The sequence below is a fragment of the Clostridium akagii DSM 12554 genome (genome assembly GCF_000686725.1).
GTDB classification, from domain to species: domain Bacteria; phylum Bacillota; class Clostridia; order Clostridiales; family Clostridiaceae; genus Clostridium_I; species Clostridium_I akagii.
In genome coordinates this window covers 1-18,618 of record NZ_JMLK01000031.1, presented here as the reverse complement: position 1 = coordinate 18,618, position 18,618 = coordinate 1, and the positions used below count along the sequence as shown (strand labels likewise).

Sequence of the window (18,618 nt, the reverse complement as noted above, 5' to 3'; positions counted from 1 at the left end):
AAACAACAGCTGTAACATATTATAGAGGTAAATAAATTAAATATATATACTACAAAGCGGAAGGAGGAAGCTATAAATTTTCATTTTATAGTGAACGATATGTTAGATTTAAAAAGAATAAGGAATAATCCAGAAGAAATTAAAAAAGCACTTACAAACAGGGGCGAGGATTTTGATTTAGGTGCTATAGATAAAATAGTAGAACTAGATGAAAAAAGAAGAGAAAAACTTGTTGAAGTTGAAGATTTAAAAAGTAAAAGGAATAAGGAATCAGGAGAAATTGCAAAGCTTAAAAGAGCAGGAGAGAGTACTGATAGTTTGATGGCAGACATGAAAAAACTTTCTGATGACATTAAAGTTTTAGATTTAGAAGCTTCAAAAATAGATCAAGAATTAGAATACATAATGATGAGAATACCTAATATTCCGCATCCAAGTGTTCCAGAAGGTAAATCAGATGAAGATAATGTAGAAATAAGAAAATGGGGTGACCCAAGGAAGTTTGATTTTGAAAACAAACCGCATTGGGATATAGGAACAAATCTTGATATACTTGATTTTGAAAGGGCTGGTAAGGTTGCTGGTTCTAGATTTACATTTTATAAGGGACTTGGAGCAAGGCTTGAAAGATCAATAATAAGCTTTTTCTTAGATTTTCATACAGAAAAACATGGATACACGGAAATATTGCCACCATACATGGTTAATAGAACAAGTATGACAGGTACTGGGCAGCTTCCGAAATTTGAGGAAGATGCTTTTAAAATAGAGAATAACGGCTTTTTTCTAATTCCTACTGCAGAAGTTCCTGTAACTAACATTTATAGAGATGAAATTTTAAAAGGCGATGATTTGCCTAAAAAGTTTGCAGCTTATAGTGCTTGTTTTAGGTCAGAGGCAGGATCAGCTGGAAGAGATACAAGGGGACTTGTTAGGCAACACCAATTTAATAAAGTTGAGTTAGTGAAATTTACTAAACCAGAAGATTCTTATAAGGAACTTGAAAAATTAACAAATGATGCTGAAGAAGTTCTTCAAATGTTAGGTCTACCTTATAGAGTAGTAAGAATATGTAAAGGTGATTTAGGTTTCACTGCTACATTAAAATATGATATAGAAGTTTGGATTCCAAGTTATAACAGATATGTTGAAATATCTAGTTGTAGTAATTTTGAAGATTTCCAAGCAAGACGTGCAAATATAAGATATAAAGAAGATGCAAAATCAAAACCAGCATTTGTTCATACAGTTAATGGCTCAGGCGTCGCAATTGGCAGAACTGTTGCAGCAATACTTGAAAATTATCAGAATGCAGATGGAAGTGTAACAGTGCCAGATGCTTTGAAAACTTATATGGGCAAAGAGTTAATTAAATAGTGACAGAGAGGTAAGTAGATTTGTTTACAAATCTACTTACCTCTTTATTTTTATTCAAACCGTAATGAATCCACGGGATCTAGTTTTGCAGCCTTTCTTGCTGGTAAAACGCCTGCAAGCATAGCAACTACAATTGTAAATAACATTGTGAATACTACGGTAGAAATTTTAATGTCAACTACCTTCATTCCTTCTTGAAGGCCACCTATACTGTAGGCTATAAGAACCTTGTTAATTATTGTGCCTGCAATTATAGCTACTATTGTACCAAAAGCGCCGCCAACAAAGCCTAAGGTACCAGATTGGACAATAAACATTCTTCTTATATTTTTCTTTGAAGCTCCTTCAGCTTTCATTATACCTATGGACTTAGTTTTTTCATGTACAGCCATAGACATAGTATTAATAACGCCTATTGATGCAACGAGAAGAACTATAACACCAGCTGCTGTAAGAAGAACCTTTACTATTGTAAGCATAGAGTTCATTTGATCTGCATAACTACCTTGTGAATTTGAAGCATAGCCAATTTTTGTGATAGCATTATTTACACTAGTAACATCTGCCATCGTGGTGCATTCCACACTCACATTATCATAACCCTTCTGATTTATATAATCAGTTGTACCATAATACTCTTGAATTTGTGCTGCAACTTCATCCGAGGTAGTTATAGTATACTTTCCAAGGTTATAAGCGTTATTAATCACTCCTGCAACTTTTAGATGCAATATAAGAGGCAGCTTTTCTGCGATTCCATCTATTTTAGGAAAAGAAACAGTTATATCTACATTTTTTCCAATAATACTTTTATAATCTTTTATGCCTAGCTTTGTTAATAGTGATTTACCTATAAGAACAGAGCTATTATCATTTGTATTAATAGTACTTCCAGCAATAATTTCTTCTGAAGAACCATATTTTTTAAGCTTCTTTTTATCTGAGTTTAGTTCAGTTTTTTCTGCATTAGTAAAGATAGGAAAATTCAAATTGCTGCCATGAATGCTAATTTTTTTAGCTGATTTATCGCCAATTGATACCTCAGTGGCGGTAGTATCAATTGCTGCTAAAACTTTGGATACTCCTTTAATACTTTTAAATTTATTTAAAGAAGCTACATCTATTTTTTTATATTTGCCTTGATTTTTTACTGAATTCTCTTTAGGTTGTACATTTATTACTTTGAGGGAGTCCATTTGTTTCACTTGATCATTACTTATTGTCTGGATTCCTTGCCCAAGACCTGACATTAAGATTACAAGCATAGTTCCTATTGCGATACCAAAAGAAGTAAGAATAGTACGTATCTTTCTTTTATTTAAATCGCCAAAAGCCATCTTTATACAATCAATTAATTTCAATTAAATCACCTTCCCTATGAATTTAGTGCTTTTACTGGATCCATTTTTGATGCTTTTATAGCAGGATAAAGCCCTGCAAGTACTGAAATTAAAATTGAAAAACAAAGTGTTCCAATAATAAGCCAAGAAGGCATTGTAAAATTCACAACTTCCTTTATCTTTTTACTTTCAAGATACATTTTAAGCGCAAATTGAATTATTTTTATATTCATTAAACTAAATATCAGGCCCATTATACCACCCATAAATCCAATTATTGCTGACTGAAAGATAAATATACTGTGTATATTAGACCTATTAGCACCAACAGATTTCATAATTCCGATAGATTTAGTTCTCTCATATATAACCATTATCATGGTATTAACAATACCAACAGCAGCAACAAATAAAACTATTAAACCTAAAACAGCAAGTATAGCATTCATAATATTAAATGCATTTTCTATACTTTGAATTTGCTCTTCATACGTAGAGTAATAATATCCAGCATTTTTCACAACACTACTTATATGGTCCACATCATTTATATTATTAGCATATATAATGATTCCATTATAACCTTGAGTATTTATATAGTCGTCCTCAAGGGAATAGTAACTCTGAAATTTGTTTGCCAAATCTATAGAAGTTACTACAGGGTTTGTAGCTACAAATTTATCATCAATAACACCAATAATTTTTCCTGTAATTTGAAGAGAGGGGATAGTGATATTTGGATTTTCAGTGTTACTTTCAGTAAGAATAATGTCTTTTCCAATAGCACTTTTGTAGTCAATTATTCCCATACCTAATAAGTAAGATTTCCCAATGAGTACAGAATTTTTGTCCAAACTATTTAAATTTCTTCCAGCGATTATAGGTTTTAAACTGTTGTTGTTATTATTTTTCCTCACTGACTTAATAGTTTCACTTGCAAAATTGCTAGTATTATTGTATAACCCAATAATGCTAGAACCAGTTTTATTTTCTTTATTATCTATTTTGATATTATTAACATTAGCACTTAATGTTGCTTGTAAATCCTGAATTCCTGAAATTGATCCGAATTTTTTCACTGCTACATTGTCAATTTTTTTAAACATTTCAGTCATATCTAAATCTGAGTAATCTGTATTATCAGAATCAAAATATTTCATACTAGCTACCTGGATCATCTTTAGACTTGAACTGTTTTGAGCCTTGTCAACTATTAGTTTTTCTCCAGAAGTTCCAAGACTAACTAATGTAACTATAAGCATAGTACCAACAGCAACTGCAAGTGCAGTAAGAAAAGTTCTTCCTTTTCTTCTTCCAAGATCCCTTGATGCCATTTTTAGTCCATCCTTAAAATTCATTTAGTGGACCTCCTTGTATTTCACCGTCTTTTATGGTTATTATCCTCTTAGCTTTTTTAGCTTCATCTTCATTATGAGTAACCATAATTATCGTATAACCTTTTTCATTTAAATCATTTAGAAGTTTCATTATAAGTTCACCGTTTTTAGAATCAAGATTTCCTGTAGGCTCATCGGCAAAAATTATTTGTGGTTTGTTTACAAGTGCTCTTGCAATACTAACTCTTTGTCTTTGTCCACCAGACATTTCATTTGGTTTATGCTTAACTTTATCACCTAAACCAACCATTTCAAGAGATTTTCTAGCTTTTTCTTTTCGTTCTTTGCTACTTATTCCTGCGAAAATTAATGGCATCATTACATTTTCTAGAGCTGTCTGGGTATTTTCAAGATTAAAAGCCTGAAAAACAAAACCAATGGTTTGATTTCTATATTTAGCCATGTCCTTATCTTTAAATTTACTTATATCTTGACCATCAACAAAGATACTTCCTAATGTAGGAGTATCAAGTCCACCTACAAGGTGCATTAATGTAGATTTACCAGAACCAGATGGTCCAACTATTGCAACAAATTCACCATCGTTTATTTTAACAGTGACATTGTTAAGTGCAGTGACAACCTCTTTTCCCATTTTATACGTTTTAGAAACATTATTAACTTCAATCATGAATTCAACCTCCAAATTAATAGACAATTAATGTACTATGTGATTATAACACTATATTTTTTCAAAGACAAGCATTTTATAATCAAGTTCTCCTATATCTCAATTATATAGATAAAATTTTTTACAATACATGACTTTAAGCTTACAGTTTGAAATGTATCTTACAATAATGTAAGGAATATTGGCGGAATAGCGAACATTTTTTGAAATGTAAAAAAAATATTGACATATTGGCTACACATTGCTATAATAATACATGTCGCAAGACTTGGAAAGATGGTCGAGTTGGTTTAAGGCACCGGTCTTGAAAACCGGCGTGCGAGAAATCGTACCTAGGGTTCAAATCCCTATCTTTCCGCCATTTACAATTATATAATTTTAGCATTTTTAAAGGCATGGAGAAATACTCAAGTGGCTAAAGAGGTGCCCCTGCTAAGGGTATAGGCCGGGAAACCGTCGCGAGGGTTCAAATCCCTCTTTCTCCGCCATAAAGCATCTAACATTAGTTAGGTGCTTTACGTTTAATTAAGTAGCATTAGTTTGTTGTATTTTTGTGAATTATATGATACTATAATTTGTAAATTTAATACTATGCGTTAGTAGCTCAGTTGGATAGAGTAGCTGGCTACGAACCAGTTGGTCATGGGTTCGAATCCCTTCTGACGCACCAAAGAAAAGCCTGTAATCTCAACGGATTGCAGGCTTTTTATTTTTTTGATAATAGGGTAAAAATTGTGAAATGGGTTTTATTTGGGTTTTATTGATATAAAAAATCACTAAAAAGTAGTACAATTTACGATAAAAAAGCAAAGATACTGTGAGCTATCCTTGCTTTTTATTTTGAACTTTTTTATTGAATAGATTATCAAGTTTATCAGACGCCGTTTGGTCTGCTTTTTGTAGAGCATGGGAATATATATCCATAGTAGTAGAGGTTCTAGCATGACCAAGACGTTTGCTTACTGTAGAAATATCTGTATTTTGATTTATTAACAATGTTGCAGAAGTGTGCCTTAGACCATGAAAATTAACTTCATGTAACATATAGTTTCGTTTATCATCTTCAGGAATAGAAATGTCATTTGTAATAGCTTTATTATGCTTTCTAATAAACTTTAAAAACCATTTACTTATGGTACTAGGAAATATATAATCGCCATTTTCAGCGGTAAATATCATGTTTTTATCAATCCATAGATTGCCCAAATCAGTTTTAACACCATTCTGCCATAGCTTATATTCTCTTAATAATGATATGACTGATTTAGTAATGGATATTTTACGACTATTTTCTGTCTTAGTTGACTTAATAAATGTGCCCTTGTCTGGTAAATGCTGTAGTGATTTATCGATATTTATTACGCAGTTATTAAAATCAATGTCATTCCAGGTTAGAGCAGTAAGTTCGCCCTCTCTCATACCACCATAAATAGCTAATGTAATCATAGTTTTATACTTTAGTGCTTCATTATCAAGTAGTTCTAAGATATAAGCGGTTTCTTCTACATTGTAGTGACGTGCTTCTTGTTTTTTAACTTTAGGAGCCGTTACTCTTAATGCAGGGTTAGTTAGTATAAAACCCCACTGTAGAGCTGTGTTAAGAATAGTAGAAATAAGTCTATGATGATGTAATATAGTTTTTTCTGATAATCCGCCTGGTTTACCATCTTTTCTGATACCATCTTCACGTAAATTATTATAGAACTCTGTTAGATGTGTTGGTTGTAAGTGGATTAACTTAATATGTCCAAGAGCCGCATTAATTCTAGTTAATAACTTCTTGTATTCAAATAGTGTTTTAGGTTGTAAATTTACATTTGCATAGTCGCTAAGCCATTTTTCAACAAACCCTTCAAATGTAATTTTTTCATTATCAACATACATTCCTTTTTTAATTTCATTCTCAAATAAAACAAATTGTTTTTGCGCCTCTTCTAACTGCTTAATAGGCTTGATATTAGATAAATTAATAGTTCTGCGTTTTAGTATTTGTTTAGCATTATTATCGTAGCCACAGGATACTGTAAGTCTATATGAGTTTTCTCCACGTTTTTCTATTGATGCCATTAATATTTCTCCTTCCGAATTAATGTTTTACTGTAGGTACTATGTAGAAAATCAAAGTAACTACGTTTTTAACTTATAAACTAATTTACATATTTTTAAAATGGTATATCTTCATCTGAAATAGGTGCAATTGTCGCTGCAACTTGTTTTGCAGCTTCTTCTTGTTTTTTTGCTTCATCTTGTTTCATTTGAGGATAAGTTTTTTTAGTATTCCAATCTCTTAGTATTCCTTGAATATAAAATGTTGTAGGTTCTCCACAATGTATGCAATATCTTGCGTTACCTTCGGCTAGTTTACCACAGGGATCTTTAATTTTAACGCGATTATTAAAATCAATTTCCTCATATATACCTTTTGTATTCGTACATTTGTTTATTAAATTTGTACCACAAATTTTACAGTATGCACTGTTGTCTTTTGTTTCTTCATTACTACACCTTGGACATATATAAGCTTTTCCATTTTTATCTAGCTTAATACTATCATTATAAATCATTTTATCATCGCCTCTTACTAATCTATTATTTCCACATATAGGACAATATTTTGCTGTTTCAGATACAAAACTCTGTCTGCATTCTAAACATTTTTTCTTATATATAAAATCATGAAAGATTGTTTTAATTGTTTTGTATCTAGGCATAAGATAGTTGGGAAGTTTAAAAGTATGCATTTCTTTAAGCCTTATTTTAGATGAAGATTTAGTAGATTTACAAATATCAGCTATATCTTCATATGATTTTATTTTAAAGCTTTTTAAAACAGGCATTGGCATTATTAATTCTGCTGCAAAAATTTCTGCTTCACGTTCTAAGATTGAATATTGTTTTTTTGTTAAACCACCGTTAAATAAAGATGTGGTTTCAAAATCAAAAAAATGACCGAGTACAATATGTCCTAATTCATGGGCTATTGTATAGTAATTTTGTCTTGGATATTTCTTATTTTCAATGTATACAGTTAAAAAAATATTGTCGCCTCTCATATGCAATGTTCTGGCAAGAGCTGTCTTCCTTCTTATATTTAATGGATCGTCTTTTTTTAAAGCTTCTTTTGCTTCTTCATATGTCATTACAATCCATTCATAATTACCAAAAAGCGTATTATAATCAGAAAATTTTATGGGGAGACTGTTTATATTTTTATAGTTAATATATTCTAATGCAAATAGGCGACTCCTTTGCTTTCGAGTATGATTAAGAGTTTTTGTTTTTCTTTCTTTTGAGATTGATAAGAAATTCCAGTTGTTGCCCGATGTCGTCGATATCTTCATCTTGTAAATCACCAGCCCTGTCTAAACTATCAATTATTGACTTAATCTTTGGATTAATCGTATTTTTATCCGTTGTTTCTGTTGTACTAAATTTGTTTGTTTTGTCAAAAAAATCGGTAATAGAAACATTTAAGCATTTTGCTAATAGTTCTAATTCTTTTGCTTCTATTTTTCTTTTGCCATTCTCCATTTTACTAATAGTTGATTGTGGTATACCGGTTAGTGCTGACAATTCGTATGTTGTTTTGTGCTTTTCAATTCTAATTGATTTTAATTTTTCATGAAGCTTCATAAAAATTCACCCCTTTCGTATTTAATTCTATTTTAGAATAATTCAAAAATAGAATTATGTCAAGTATTTTAAAGATAAATGGAGTAAATAAAAGCTATCTTCAAATAATAATTCTATTTTAGAATTTGCAACACAATTAAATAATTCTATAATGTAATTAATTCGATAATGGAATTGAGGTGAAAGGAATGGATGTAGGGTCAAGAATTAAAGAAATGAGAGAAAAACAGCAAATTTCACAAATAAAGCTGGCTAAGAAACTAAAAATTTTAAATCAATCACAAATTTGTAAAATTGAAAATGGTAAAAGAGGAGTAAAAGTAGAAGAGTTGACGGATATAGCAAAAGCATTAGGTATCCCAATAACTCAAATTATAGAGTAAAGAAGGTGTATAAATGAATATTTTAGAACCAAGTCAATAATATTGACATCGTGAAACCTAATATTAATAAACTGTACATATGGACAGAAAGAGGAGCAAACAAACATTGCAAAATTATAGAAAAAGAAATTTAGTATAAAAGGGGAAATGATATTTATGACTAAAAAAGCATATATGAAGCAAGCAGCAGAAGAATTAGGACTTACAGAATATCAGTTAAGGAGAATGGCTAAAGAACATCGAATACCATATCTCATGGGCGGAACTCGGTATGTGTTTGATGTTGAATTATGCAAAGAATTTCTAAGAAATGAAGCATTAAATAATGCAAAACAGGAACAGGATGTTAAAAAGTATGGTGTTTTACGAAAAATAGAAGGCTAATAAGTAGGTGGTGGCATGCAAGAGCAGGGATGGATAAAAATATTCAGAATACTTTTAGATAAACCAATATGGCTACAATCTACACCAGAGCAAAAAACAATTCTTATTACGCTACTACTTATGGCTAATCATAAAGATAAAGAATGGGAATGGAAAGATAAAAAATTCAAGGCAAAACCTGGACAGTTTATAACTTCATTGAATAGCATTGTTAAGAAGTGTGGCAAAGGTATTTCTATACAGAATGTAAGAACTGCATTAGATAGATTTAAAAAATATGAATTTTTAACATATGAATCAACAAAGACAGGAAGGCTTATAACTATTGTAAATTGGGGGCTTTATCAAGAGTTAAAAGATAATGCTAACAAAGGTATTAACAAAGGGGTAACAAACAATCAACAAAGCACTAACAAAGAGCTAACAACTAACAAGAATGATAAGAATGTAAAGAATGATAAGAAATATAATTATATGTCCGATTCTAACGAATACAGACTTGCAACTTATCTATTTAACTACATTAGAAATAATAACCCCAATGCAAAGGAGCCAAACTTCCAAAACTGGTCCAGGCATTTTGATTATATCTTAAGAATTGATAAAAGAGATATAGAAGAGGTTAAGGCAGTTATTAAATGGTGTCAGCATGATAGCTTCTGGTACAAGAATATTCTTAGTCCAGATAAGCTTAGAAAACAGTATGATAGGTTATTAATTGAAACTAATAATCCTAAGAATAATAACAAAGTTGTAGATAATAGCGCTATTGATGAATTTTAGGGGGAATGTGTAATGCTAAGCAAAGAAGCTTTTAAGATCGGATTAAAGAAATTAAACGCAGAGTATGCCAATAAAGGTTTTATTATGAGTAAAGATAGGGTGACACAATGGTATGGATATATGTGTGGCATGAGTCAAACGGAATTCAATGCAAGAATAGACTACGTTCTAAAAACATGTTCTTATTCTCCATGTATAGCTGATATTTTAAAAGCAAAAGTAAATGTAAGAAGAAAGGATATTGAAGATATGATTTTATAAGGAATGGTGGGGTAGAAATTGAATTTAGAAAATATGAGGAATATTGATGTAGAGCAAAATATACTAGGAGCAATGATTATAGATTTAAATTCCTCACTAATGGTTAAAAACCGAGGGGTTAAAAGTAAAGATTTCTCTTTATATAATCATAAGGAGTTATTTGATGCAATTAATGGAGTAACTAGTAAATACAATAGAATTGATTTATTGCTATTGCTAGAATATTTAAAAAGTAAAGATGCACTATTAAAGAGTGGTGGTATTTCATATATAACTCAGATAAGTAACAGTATAGCAAGCACAGTCAATCTAAATAACTATATAGACATATTACTTGAGTATAGTTCTAAACGTGAAATTAGTAGCCTAGCGGAGTATATACAAAATAATTTAAACCAAGATATAAAAACTTTAAGAGGAAATATTCATAGTAAAATACTAAAAATATTTGAAGTTGGAGAAAATGAAGAAACTCCACAAGAATATGGAGAGGAATTTATTGAGTTACTAAACCAAAGAGCTACAGGGGTAGAAGATAGCCAAGGAATTAAAACAGGACTTTTTACGCTTGATGAAACAATAGGAGGATTTTCAAAAGCTGATCTTGTAACTATATTTGCATTTAGTTCTATAGGAAAAACAACTCTGGCAGGGCAAATAGCATTAAATATGATAAAGAGAAATAAGAAGGTATTGTTTTTCAGTTTAGAAATGCCCGCAAGACAGGTAATAGAAAGAATGGTTGCAAATTTATGTAGTGTAGAAGGTAGCAGAATGAGAAAAGGGGAAATCGTAGAAAATGAGTGGGATGAGATAATTAAAGCTACCAATTATCTATGTGATGATAATAGATTAATGATATGTGGCAATTCAGATTTTGATGAAATAATTGCTAAAATCCAATTAGAAAAGATTAAAAGCAATATAGATGCTGTATTTATTGATTATATTGGACTAATACAAGCACCACAAGCTGAAAGAAGGGACTTAACAATAGCCATAGTTACTCAGTCATTAAAGGCATTAGCAAGGAACTTAGATATTCCTATAGTAGCATTAGCACAGGCAAAACAGAGCGTTCAAAATAAGAATAGTGAAACTTTCAATATAAATGAGAAATTATCTGAAACTGACATAGCTGAAAGTGCATCAATATTTAGGGATAGTGACAAGGTTATAGGAATGTATCGAAATGCTGAACTTGATGACCCTATAGCAAGAAAATTGGCACATGATGATGGTAAATTAAATTATAATTCTAAAGATGCTACGGTAAATCCTAATTGCGTAAATTTGCTTGTTAAGAAATGCAGAAATGGTACTAAAGCAACTTTATCATATTTGTGGGAAGGTCAATATTTTAGAATAAGAAATTATGAAAGGTAGGTTAAAAAATCAATAAATATAAAAATCAAATATTACCGTATTTATCATCAATAGGAATAAGAGCAGAAAACACACGGGCAAATATTGAAGCATATAAAAGACTTATTAGAATAACTTTTCACTTGTTGAGTAACAACAGTAAAATAGATAGTTTAGAGTATCTTCATTTTATAGATTGTGTAGCACAAAATATTTTAGATGTACCAGTTTATAGCCAAGAATATAAAGGAAAACCCACAGGTAATTTTTTAAATCACATATATATTGAACTTAAGAAATACCATGATAGATTTGAAAATTAAGTGAAAGCGGGGGTAAGTAGATGGCAAAAGTAAAATATAAAGGTAGAAAATACCGGATAGTGGAAAGTCAATTATTTTTAGATGGTTTATCAGGTGTAAGAATAACAAGAAATGGTGTTACATTAATTATATTATCCAAGCATTTAGAAGACTATAAAAGAAATTTGGAATTGCATAGGCTTATAACTGGAAGAGGGTTAAGAAATATAGTGAAAAGTATAAAAAAATAAGAATTAAAGTAGGGGGACCTATGATCAAAATAAAAGTTTCTTATTCGGATAATGATAATGTTGAAGGTTTTATATCAGATGTACTAAAGCATCAGAACCACAGATTGATGAAGGTAGACAGCCCTAAAAAAGAAAAAGGCACGTATAAAAATTTATATATGTATCTATCAAATAAAAAATAAGCTTACCAAAAGAAGTAAGCCAGTAACTCGCAATTACAAGTTTACTTCCTTTGAAGCTTAAAATCAAGGGGGAATTTTGATATGAAGTATAAGAGATTAGTAGCAGAAATGTTTGTTAAAGGAATTACTAAAGATGATTTGGCAAAATTATTGGGCAAAAGTAGGAGAGCAATTAATAACAGACTTAATGGTAAAACCGAATTTAGTTATTATGAAGCAATAAAAATAATGGAAAATTATTTTAAATATTGTTCCGCAGATTATATATTCTCCATTGATGAGTGTAAGTAAGGGGTAGGCATATGAGTGTTTCAATATTTTCATCATATATAGATTATTGCAAGGAACATCACCATGAGCCGAATGTTACAGAGTTAAAACAATGGAAATTAAAATATAACAATAGGTGATTATAAATTTTACATAATTGTAAATATATAAATAAATAGTAGACGATTTATTGAGTAAATTATTAACAACAAATTTTACTATTAGGCAAGAAGCATTACAAATAAAATATGGAGGAAGGAAAATGAGTAATTTAATAAAAATAAATAATCAAGATTTAGAGGCAAAAGAATTTAAAGGACAAAGAGTTGTAACTTTTAAAGATATTGATTTACTACATGAAAGAGTTAAAGGTACTGCAAGCAAAAGGTTTATAGATAATGAGAAACATTTTGAAAAAGGTTCAGATTACTTTGAATTAACTGGTGATGAATTAAAGGAAATTAAACGACTTTCGAATTTCGGAATTGGTTTAAAACTAAGTAAATTCACATTAATCACTGAAAGTGGATATTTAATGTTAGTAAAATCTTTTACAGATGATTTAGCTTGGAAAGTTCAACGCCAATTAGTAAATTCTTATTTCAAAGTAAAAGAAAATATAAATTCTAATCCTGATATTACTGACCAAATTAAAATTATAACTCATAACTCATATAGGAATTATATCAACATTAACTAAAGGGAAAATTCCCGTGAGTGATTAAATTATAAGTAGGTATTGTGAATAAAAACATAGTACCTACTTGATTAAGGAAGTGATAAGAGTTGTATTGCGTAATACAGAAAGTTGAAAATAAGAAACCTAATACATGTGGTGAAGCGAAGGAGTTAAAAGTAGATACAGCAGAATACTTTACTGATGGTAAGCCTAAAACGTGTTATGGATATAAATATACTGGCAAATTTGAAAGACCTATAAAAACAGCCTACAAAATAAGTATTCATAAAAGTTTCAGAGAAAGTGGAAAGGTTAGGAAAAAACAATGGGTTTTATGTACAATGGGATATTATGCTTTGATAGAATACTGTTTATATGATTTTGCAGATGGGAAAATAACAAAGGTTGCGGAGGAAACAGGTATAAGTATTGATGATATTTATAACATGGTAAATGAAAAGCTAGAGCCTATTATTGATGAGGCAACAAAGGAATATGAAGCTACAGAAGAATATAAAACTAAAGTGAAAAATCTTGCAATATATAAAAAATACTGTGAAGCTAAAGTAAAGTTTGAAAGTAAGTTTGGCAAGGGTAATTATGATTATTGTTATGACATATTCGGGGTTCTAAGGAATGAAGAATATTTAAAAGAATTAGAAACAAGTTACAAATCACAGCAAGAATATAATCGTAGTTACTATGAAAATTTTAAAAGTAACTACGATAACTTTAATTTTAGTGGTTATTCTAATTCAAAAGGTAGTAACTACACGGAGGATGAGAAAGGTAAGCTTAAAAGGATATACGGAGTTCTCGCCACAAAGTTTCATCCGGATGTAAGCAAAGATGATGGAGAAATGATGAAGTTAGTTAATAGGTTAAAAGATGAGTGGCAAATATAAATGTAGTTATCATATAAAATTATAGGGTAACTACACTAAAACATTGGTAGTACAGGATTTGAAAGCTATTTTATGCTACAATTAAGACAAAGATAAATAAATATTAAAGTACTGCACCATAACAGAGGTGTAAGGCATTAGAAATAATAGCCACAGGAAATTCAACTTACTCAAATTTGAGAAAGTTGCGTTTTCTGTGTTTTTTCGTTTAAGAAAGATAAAAAACATTAATAAATCAGGTGATTTTAGATGACAAATGAGGAACTAGTGCAATTACATCAGAGTGGTGATAAACAAGCGTTAAATGACCTTATAGAACAAAATAAACGTATAGTATATAAGATAGTCAATAAATTTTATCTTGAAAAAACTAACTCAATAGATAAAGAAGATTTAATTCAAGAGGGATATATAGGATTAATGTCCGCAGCAGATAAATATAAAATAGATGTTGAACATCCATGCAAATTTAGCACCTACGCTGTTTATTGGGTATATCAGAAAATACAAAGGTTTATTGATATTAGAAATACTAATGATGAAATGAGTATAAATACACCTATAGGCGATAATGATGATACTGAGCTTTTAGATACAATAAAAGATGGCGAATATTGTTATAAAAATATAGAGGATAAATTATACTATGGACAGCTAAGAAAAGAGATTGAGGACGTTATGAATGAATATAATACCCTTATGGAGCGTGAAACCTTAAAGTTACGTTATGGATGGAATAACAATTCATGCATGACATTAAAAGACGTGGCTTCAATATTTGATGGTACCCAAGAAAGAATTAGATATATTGAAAATAGGGCTATGAAGAAAATAAGAACCTCTCCGTGGGGTCAGAAAAAGGCAGTTGAGATATATAAAGAAAAGGTTAATGTATCAAAATTTAGCGCCAATAAATTAATAGATACAATTAGTTTTGCTGATAAATATTTGAGTTTATAAGAGGTGAAATGATGTGACAAAGGAAGAATTAATTAAAAAGACTGAAGCATTTATTAAGGCAATTCCAGATGTTAAAGAGGAAATCAAAAAGGTTGATAATGATATTAAAAAATATAATGATGAAATAGAAACACCTAAAAATGAAGTTAAGATATTGGAACATAAAAAGCTAGTATTAGAAAATAAATTACAAAAACTTAAAAATATTATGAGTGTATTAGGTGAGGATGAGCAGAAGGTTATATGCTATAAATATTTTGAAAATATGACTAACAGTAAAGTAAGTAGGATGATTGGTCGTAGTGCTAATTTTTGCAGTAGGAAGAGGATAAATAAGATAATATTTAAGATTGGAAAAGGCGTATTTATTGGGGATATTATTGTGTATGGACTAGAGGAATAAGGATTGTCAAGAGAACGGAAGGCTAGAGGCAAGTATAAGGAATTGATTATCACCAATTATTAATTATTTCAAACTAAGTATATAAACGGCTAAGGAGCAATGAAAACACATGAAGAAAGTATTTATTAATTATTTTCTAAAAAGTAACACCTATGTTACCGATATGATATCAATAACATAAGTGCCACTATTATTTTGTATTAATATACTGGAGTATTAAACACCAACATTATCAATAGAATAATAGCAAACACAATAATAATTTTAGTCGCTATTTTCATTCTATTAAGTCCTCCTTATAAGGATTAGTTACATTATAACATTTAAAAGATTATGGTTCCTAGTGGTAAATAGAGGAATTTATCTCCTTTTGTAGAAATATAATATTAGATAGACTAATAAAGGCGTACATATAGGAGAAAATATTATGAAGTATTTTTTTTGGAATACAAACAAAAATCATATAAATCAGTATGTTAGTGATTTAATAATAGAAAACGATTATGATATAATAGTTTTAGCGGAATATGAGGATAATCTTAAAGAATTATTGGATTATTTAAGTTTAAATAATATTGAAATGTATAATATTTTAACTCCGGGTTGTAAAAGAATCACAATAATTGCAAAAAAAAATCATCTGAGTGTCAGCAGTGGGGTGGAAAAAGAATATTATGCTATTAAAATATTAAATTTGAAATATGATCAAAAGCAAATTATGGCCACTGTACATTTACCAAGCAAATTGTGGGCTGGAGATGATGATAGGAGGATAGAAATTGCAAAACTAGTTAAGGATATAGAATATTATGAAAAAAAGTACGCTACAAAAAATACCGTTATAATGGGTGATTTTAATGCAAATCCATTTGAAAATTGTATGACATCGGCATCTGGACTACATGCAGTATCATCATCAAAAGTTGCTAGCAGGGGATTCAGAACTATTAGGAAGGAAACGTATAATATGTTCTATAATCCTATGTGGAATCAGTTTGGGGACTTTAAAGGTGTAGCAGGAACATATTATTATGGTGGTAGTACCTCAGTAGAGATTTTCTGGAATGTATTTGATCAAGTAATTATTAGGCCACAGATAATCAACCTTTTCGAAAAGCAAAATTTAAAAATAGTAACTAAATCTAATGGAAAGATGTTAATAAATAATAATATTATCATTAGTGATCATTTACCAATAGAATTTGTCATTAGGGAGGATTAATATGGATAGTTTATGGGGAAATTTAAGTATAGAAAAGATTACTACACCAATAAATATTTTAGAGGAACAAGGGAAATATCTTAAAGAAAAAACTGGAATGCTTGTTTATACAGAAATTAAAAGAAATTTAATACAGGAAAAAGTTGAAGAAAATGGGAAATTTGTATATGATTTTTTAATCAAAGGTAGAGATATGGAAAACTATAGTTATGACTTGATCAATTTAACTGTTCCAGTTGAATTATACCCTTTAGATATTAAGGTTGATAGGACAACTTATAAAGAAATAGAGAATGTTGTTGCTGATAAAATTTATTTAGCTAAAAGAAACGTAATAAGTGCTAAAAATCAAAAAGAGTTTTTGGAAGTATTAAAAATTATTTTATCAAGTGAAAGGGTTAATAATTTGATTATTGGAATCATAAGTCTGTCTAATAATGAAGGTGGGAAAGAAAAACGGTTCTAAAAGTCAGTAGAACTATTATATAGCTCTTATACATGAAAAAGGTCTTATAACAAGGCCTTTTTTTCATGTATAAGAATAGACAATGATTATGGTGTAATAGTAAGAAAATAGGCTGGAAGCAGGTGATAAGCAATGCCACTAAGACCACTTAAACAATGTAAGATATGTAGTAACCTAACTAGAAATCCAAATGGATTCTGTGATGGATATAAAGACATGGCAAGCACATCACATAAAGAGTACAAGAAGAACAGAACGGATAAGATAAGAAAGAACAATCCTTCTACAACTCTAAAGCGTGGACAAGAGTAAGATCATTGAGATTAATAAGAGATCATGGGTTATGTATGTACTGTTATAGGAATAAGAAGATAGTTCAGGCATACTTAGTCCATCACATCATAGAGATTAAGCAAGACTACAGTAAGAGAATAGATACAGGTAATCTTATTTACTTAACTAACTCTAATCACCAACGTATACATGAATTGTATAACAAGGATAAACAGACTAAAGATCAGACACAGAGGTTATTACAAAGCTTATTATTAAAATTTAAACAAGAGTACTGTAGTAACTTTAATAGAACGCTAAACGATGGGATAGGGGGCTTTAAAAAGTTTTGAGGGTATTGCCTGCGACCGCATCCCCAGTTTTCATTACACAAAATTCTAAATACTAAGGGTAAGGGGGTAAAAATTCTTTCGACTATTTACTGGGGACCGTGTTACCCAGATTTTATCGTGAAATATTCCCTTTATCAGATTTTTAGTAGGTGAGGTCATGGGTAGAAATGAAAAATTGTGTAGGCACATATTATTGTAAAGCTATAAACATAAGGAAAAATAGGATACTACATTATGTTATCGAAGGATATGTTCACCACAGTATTCCCCAAAAAACAATGTTTTTGGAACGCTACAAACATAATGGTACAAGTCTAAAACCATGATATCAAAAGGTTTTAGGCTTTTTTATGTTATGGAACGTTATTATTAAAAGTTTAGCTTTTCCAAAACAAAACGAATAATAAAATGCAAGTGAAGGGTTGATATACGTAAGTTTGTGGATGGAGTACTGTTCGGAAAGTTACTATTAAAAGGTTACAATAAAAGGAACGTTAGCATTTATGAAACACTTTTTAAGCAGTGATATATAAGGTGTTTACGTGCGTTATAGGCACGTATATTAACAAATATTGCATATACAAAAACATATGCAATTCAATTAATGGTATTGCATAGAAAATCAAAGTAATTTATAGGAATTTCAAGTTTGATTTTCCTAATTTTAAAACAAATTATCCTGGTAAAAAGACAAGCAATCAACTGAGAAGGGCAATTATAACTTAAAATCAGTTTTGGCTATTTACATAATTGGTGAAAATAAATGTTATGTTTATATTTAAGTATCAGAACGAACGT

At 30.0% G+C, this 18,618-nt stretch carries 23 protein-coding genes and 3 tRNA genes; 20 read left to right on the top strand and 6 right to left on the bottom strand.

Features of this window, described 5'->3' with window-relative positions:
* Positions 1-99 precede the first annotated feature (99 nt).
* On the top strand, positions 100-1,377 hold the full coding sequence (gene serS / locus BR66_RS0113950) for a serine--tRNA ligase (RefSeq protein WP_026883475.1): 1,278 nt from the start codon (positions 100-102) through the stop codon (positions 1,375-1,377).
* Between the two features lie 50 nt (positions 1,378-1,427).
* Here the strand turns inward: serS and BR66_RS0113945 are convergent, their stop codons facing one another.
* The 3 genes from BR66_RS0113945 to BR66_RS0113935 are packed head-to-tail and all read right to left on the bottom strand — an operon-like array spanning position 1,428 to position 4,745.
* Positions 1,428-2,738, bottom strand: coding sequence for an ABC transporter permease (locus BR66_RS0113945; protein ID WP_026883474.1), 1,311 nt, complete (start codon positions 2,736-2,738; stop codon positions 1,428-1,430).
* A 14-nt stretch (positions 2,739-2,752) separates the two neighbouring features.
* Entirely contained in the window at positions 2,753-4,075 is a 1,323-nt protein-coding gene (locus tag BR66_RS0113940; RefSeq protein ID WP_026883473.1) for an ABC transporter permease, read from the bottom strand.
* On the bottom strand, positions 4,065-4,745 hold the full coding sequence (locus BR66_RS0113935) for an ABC transporter ATP-binding protein (protein WP_026883472.1): 681 nt from the start codon (positions 4,743-4,745) through the stop codon (positions 4,065-4,067). Before BR66_RS0113935 ends, BR66_RS0113940 begins: the two co-directional genes overlap by 11 nt.
* Before the next feature lie 270 nt (positions 4,746-5,015).
* Here BR66_RS0113935 and BR66_RS0113930 point away from each other — a divergent pair.
* The 3 genes from BR66_RS0113930 (at position 5,016) to BR66_RS0113920 (ending at position 5,415) form a co-directional block, all read left to right on the top strand.
* A tRNA-Ser gene (locus tag BR66_RS0113930) sits at positions 5,016-5,106 on the top strand.
* A 36-nt stretch (positions 5,107-5,142) separates the two neighbouring features.
* Positions 5,143-5,233: transfer RNA gene (locus BR66_RS0113925), tRNA-Ser, on the top strand.
* 105 nt (positions 5,234-5,338) lie between these two features.
* Positions 5,339-5,415, top strand: a tRNA-Arg gene (locus BR66_RS0113920).
* A 152-nt stretch (positions 5,416-5,567) separates the two neighbouring features.
* Here the strand turns inward: BR66_RS0113920 and BR66_RS0113915 are convergent.
* From BR66_RS0113915 to BR66_RS24885, 3 genes are all read right to left on the bottom strand, one after another.
* Complete coding sequence (locus BR66_RS0113915) at positions 5,568-6,812, bottom strand: site-specific integrase (RefSeq protein WP_026883471.1); 1,245 nt, start codon at positions 6,810-6,812, stop codon at positions 5,568-5,570.
* A gap of 95 nt (positions 6,813-6,907) precedes the next feature.
* Positions 6,908-8,086 carry an ImmA/IrrE family metallo-endopeptidase gene (locus tag BR66_RS0113910; protein WP_084156524.1) on the bottom strand — a complete coding sequence of 393 codons (1,179 nt, stop codon included), beginning with the start codon at positions 8,084-8,086 and terminating at the stop codon, positions 6,908-6,910.
* Positions 8,010-8,378: a helix-turn-helix domain-containing protein gene (locus tag BR66_RS24885; protein ID WP_051624250.1), complete on the bottom strand. Its 369-nt coding sequence runs from the start codon at positions 8,376-8,378 to the stop codon at positions 8,010-8,012. The genes BR66_RS0113910 and BR66_RS24885 overlap by 77 nt, the downstream gene beginning before the upstream one ends.
* Positions 8,379-8,566: 188 nt before the next feature.
* Between BR66_RS24885 and BR66_RS0113900 the strand changes: the two genes are divergently transcribed.
* The 16 genes from BR66_RS0113900 to BR66_RS26835 all read left to right on the top strand — a co-directional run bounded on the left by BR66_RS0113900 (position 8,567) and on the right by BR66_RS26835 (position 17,820).
* The gene (locus BR66_RS0113900) at positions 8,567-8,761 is read left to right on the top strand and encodes a helix-turn-helix domain-containing protein (RefSeq protein WP_026883469.1); all 195 of its coding nucleotides are present in this window, start codon (positions 8,567-8,569) and stop codon (positions 8,759-8,761) included.
* Between the two features lie 156 nt (positions 8,762-8,917).
* A complete protein-coding gene (locus tag BR66_RS0113895) occupies positions 8,918-9,145 on the top strand; it encodes a hypothetical protein (protein WP_026883468.1) in 228 nt (75 codons plus the stop codon).
* Between the two features lie 15 nt (positions 9,146-9,160).
* Complete coding sequence (locus tag BR66_RS23930) at positions 9,161-9,928, top strand: hypothetical protein (RefSeq protein ID WP_035796288.1); 768 nt, start codon at positions 9,161-9,163, stop codon at positions 9,926-9,928.
* A 12-nt stretch (positions 9,929-9,940) separates the two neighbouring features.
* The gene (locus BR66_RS0113885) at positions 9,941-10,189 is read left to right on the top strand and encodes a hypothetical protein (RefSeq protein ID WP_026883467.1); all 249 of its coding nucleotides are present in this window, start codon (positions 9,941-9,943) and stop codon (positions 10,187-10,189) included.
* Positions 10,190-10,207: 18 nt separating this feature from the next.
* On the top strand, positions 10,208-11,575 hold the full coding sequence (locus BR66_RS0113880) for a replicative DNA helicase (protein WP_026883466.1): 1,368 nt from the start codon (positions 10,208-10,210) through the stop codon (positions 11,573-11,575).
* 322 nt (positions 11,576-11,897) lie between these two features.
* Positions 11,898-12,107: a hypothetical protein gene (locus BR66_RS0113875; protein ID WP_026883465.1), complete on the top strand. Its 210-nt coding sequence runs from the start codon at positions 11,898-11,900 to the stop codon at positions 12,105-12,107.
* A 20-nt stretch (positions 12,108-12,127) separates the two neighbouring features.
* Positions 12,128-12,289 (top strand): hypothetical protein, encoded by a 162-nt coding sequence (locus tag BR66_RS25730; RefSeq protein ID WP_156946294.1) that lies wholly within the window; start codon positions 12,128-12,130, stop codon positions 12,287-12,289.
* 81 nt (positions 12,290-12,370) lie between these two features.
* Positions 12,371-12,580, top strand: coding sequence for a helix-turn-helix transcriptional regulator (locus tag BR66_RS0113865; protein ID WP_026883464.1), 210 nt, complete (start codon positions 12,371-12,373; stop codon positions 12,578-12,580).
* 241 nt (positions 12,581-12,821) lie between these two features.
* On the top strand, positions 12,822-13,259 hold the full coding sequence (locus BR66_RS23925) for an ORF6N domain-containing protein (RefSeq protein WP_051624249.1): 438 nt from the start codon (positions 12,822-12,824) through the stop codon (positions 13,257-13,259).
* Positions 13,260-13,345: 86 nt separating this feature from the next.
* Positions 13,346-14,143 (top strand): hypothetical protein, encoded by a 798-nt coding sequence (locus tag BR66_RS0113855; protein WP_026883463.1) that lies wholly within the window; start codon positions 13,346-13,348, stop codon positions 14,141-14,143.
* 249 nt (positions 14,144-14,392) lie between these two features.
* Entirely contained in the window at positions 14,393-15,103 is a 711-nt protein-coding gene (locus BR66_RS0113850) for a sigma-70 family RNA polymerase sigma factor (RefSeq protein WP_026883462.1), read from the top strand.
* A gap of 13 nt (positions 15,104-15,116) precedes the next feature.
* Complete coding sequence (locus BR66_RS0113845; RefSeq protein WP_026883461.1) at positions 15,117-15,506, top strand: RNA polymerase sigma factor sigma-70 region 4 domain-containing protein; 390 nt, start codon at positions 15,117-15,119, stop codon at positions 15,504-15,506.
* Positions 15,507-15,933: 427 nt separating this feature from the next.
* Positions 15,934-16,728, top strand: a complete 795-nt coding sequence (locus BR66_RS23920) for an exonuclease/endonuclease/phosphatase family protein (RefSeq protein WP_035796285.1) — start codon at positions 15,934-15,936, stop codon at positions 16,726-16,728.
* Position 16,729: 1 nt separating this feature from the next.
* Positions 16,730-17,194: a hypothetical protein gene (locus BR66_RS0113830; RefSeq protein ID WP_026883460.1), complete on the top strand. Its 465-nt coding sequence runs from the start codon at positions 16,730-16,732 to the stop codon at positions 17,192-17,194.
* A 132-nt stretch (positions 17,195-17,326) separates the two neighbouring features.
* Positions 17,327-17,506 (top strand): hypothetical protein, encoded by a 180-nt coding sequence (locus tag BR66_RS24880; protein ID WP_051624248.1) that lies wholly within the window; start codon positions 17,327-17,329, stop codon positions 17,504-17,506.
* Positions 17,507-17,541: 35 nt separating this feature from the next.
* Positions 17,542-17,820, top strand: coding sequence for a hypothetical protein (locus BR66_RS26835; RefSeq protein WP_423219385.1), 279 nt, complete (start codon positions 17,542-17,544; stop codon positions 17,818-17,820).
* Positions 17,821-18,618 lie beyond the last annotated feature (798 nt).

Coding starts and splice junctions, on each gene's coding strand:
- BR66_RS25730 (WP_156946294.1), top strand. CDS start 12,128: ATGATCAAAATAAAAGTTTCTTATTCGGATAATGATAATGTTGAAGGT.
- BR66_RS0113850 (WP_026883462.1), top strand. CDS start 14,393: ATGACAAATGAGGAACTAGTGCAATTACATCAGAGTGGTGATAAACAA.
- BR66_RS0113915 (WP_026883471.1), bottom strand. CDS start 6,812: ATGGCATCAATAGAAAAACGTGGAGAAAACTCATATAGACTTACAGTA.
- BR66_RS0113940 (WP_026883473.1), bottom strand. CDS start 4,075: ATGAATTTTAAGGATGGACTAAAAATGGCATCAAGGGATCTTGGAAGA.
- BR66_RS0113885 (WP_026883467.1), top strand. CDS start 9,941: ATGCTAAGCAAAGAAGCTTTTAAGATCGGATTAAAGAAATTAAACGCA.
- BR66_RS23920 (WP_035796285.1), top strand. CDS start 15,934: ATGAAGTATTTTTTTTGGAATACAAACAAAAATCATATAAATCAGTAT.
- BR66_RS26835 (WP_423219385.1), top strand. CDS start 17,542: ATGTACTGTTATAGGAATAAGAAGATAGTTCAGGCATACTTAGTCCAT.
- BR66_RS23925 (WP_051624249.1), top strand. CDS start 12,822: ATGAGTAATTTAATAAAAATAAATAATCAAGATTTAGAGGCAAAAGAA.
- BR66_RS23930 (WP_035796288.1), top strand. CDS start 9,161: ATGCAAGAGCAGGGATGGATAAAAATATTCAGAATACTTTTAGATAAA.
- BR66_RS24885 (WP_051624250.1), bottom strand. CDS start 8,378: ATGAAGCTTCATGAAAAATTAAAATCAATTAGAATTGAAAAGCACAAA.
- BR66_RS0113865 (WP_026883464.1), top strand. CDS start 12,371: ATGAAGTATAAGAGATTAGTAGCAGAAATGTTTGTTAAAGGAATTACT.
- BR66_RS0113830 (WP_026883460.1), top strand. CDS start 16,730: ATGGATAGTTTATGGGGAAATTTAAGTATAGAAAAGATTACTACACCA.
- BR66_RS0113910 (WP_084156524.1), bottom strand. CDS start 8,086: ATGAAGATATCGACGACATCGGGCAACAACTGGAATTTCTTATCAATC.
- BR66_RS0113935 (WP_026883472.1), bottom strand. CDS start 4,745: ATGATTGAAGTTAATAATGTTTCTAAAACGTATAAAATGGGAAAAGAG.
- BR66_RS24880 (WP_051624248.1), top strand. CDS start 17,327: ATGCCACTAAGACCACTTAAACAATGTAAGATATGTAGTAACCTAACT.
- serS (WP_026883475.1), top strand. CDS start 100: ATGTTAGATTTAAAAAGAATAAGGAATAATCCAGAAGAAATTAAAAAA.
- BR66_RS0113900 (WP_026883469.1), top strand. CDS start 8,567: ATGGATGTAGGGTCAAGAATTAAAGAAATGAGAGAAAAACAGCAAATT.
- BR66_RS0113875 (WP_026883465.1), top strand. CDS start 11,898: ATGGCAAAAGTAAAATATAAAGGTAGAAAATACCGGATAGTGGAAAGT.
- BR66_RS0113895 (WP_026883468.1), top strand. CDS start 8,918: ATGACTAAAAAAGCATATATGAAGCAAGCAGCAGAAGAATTAGGACTT.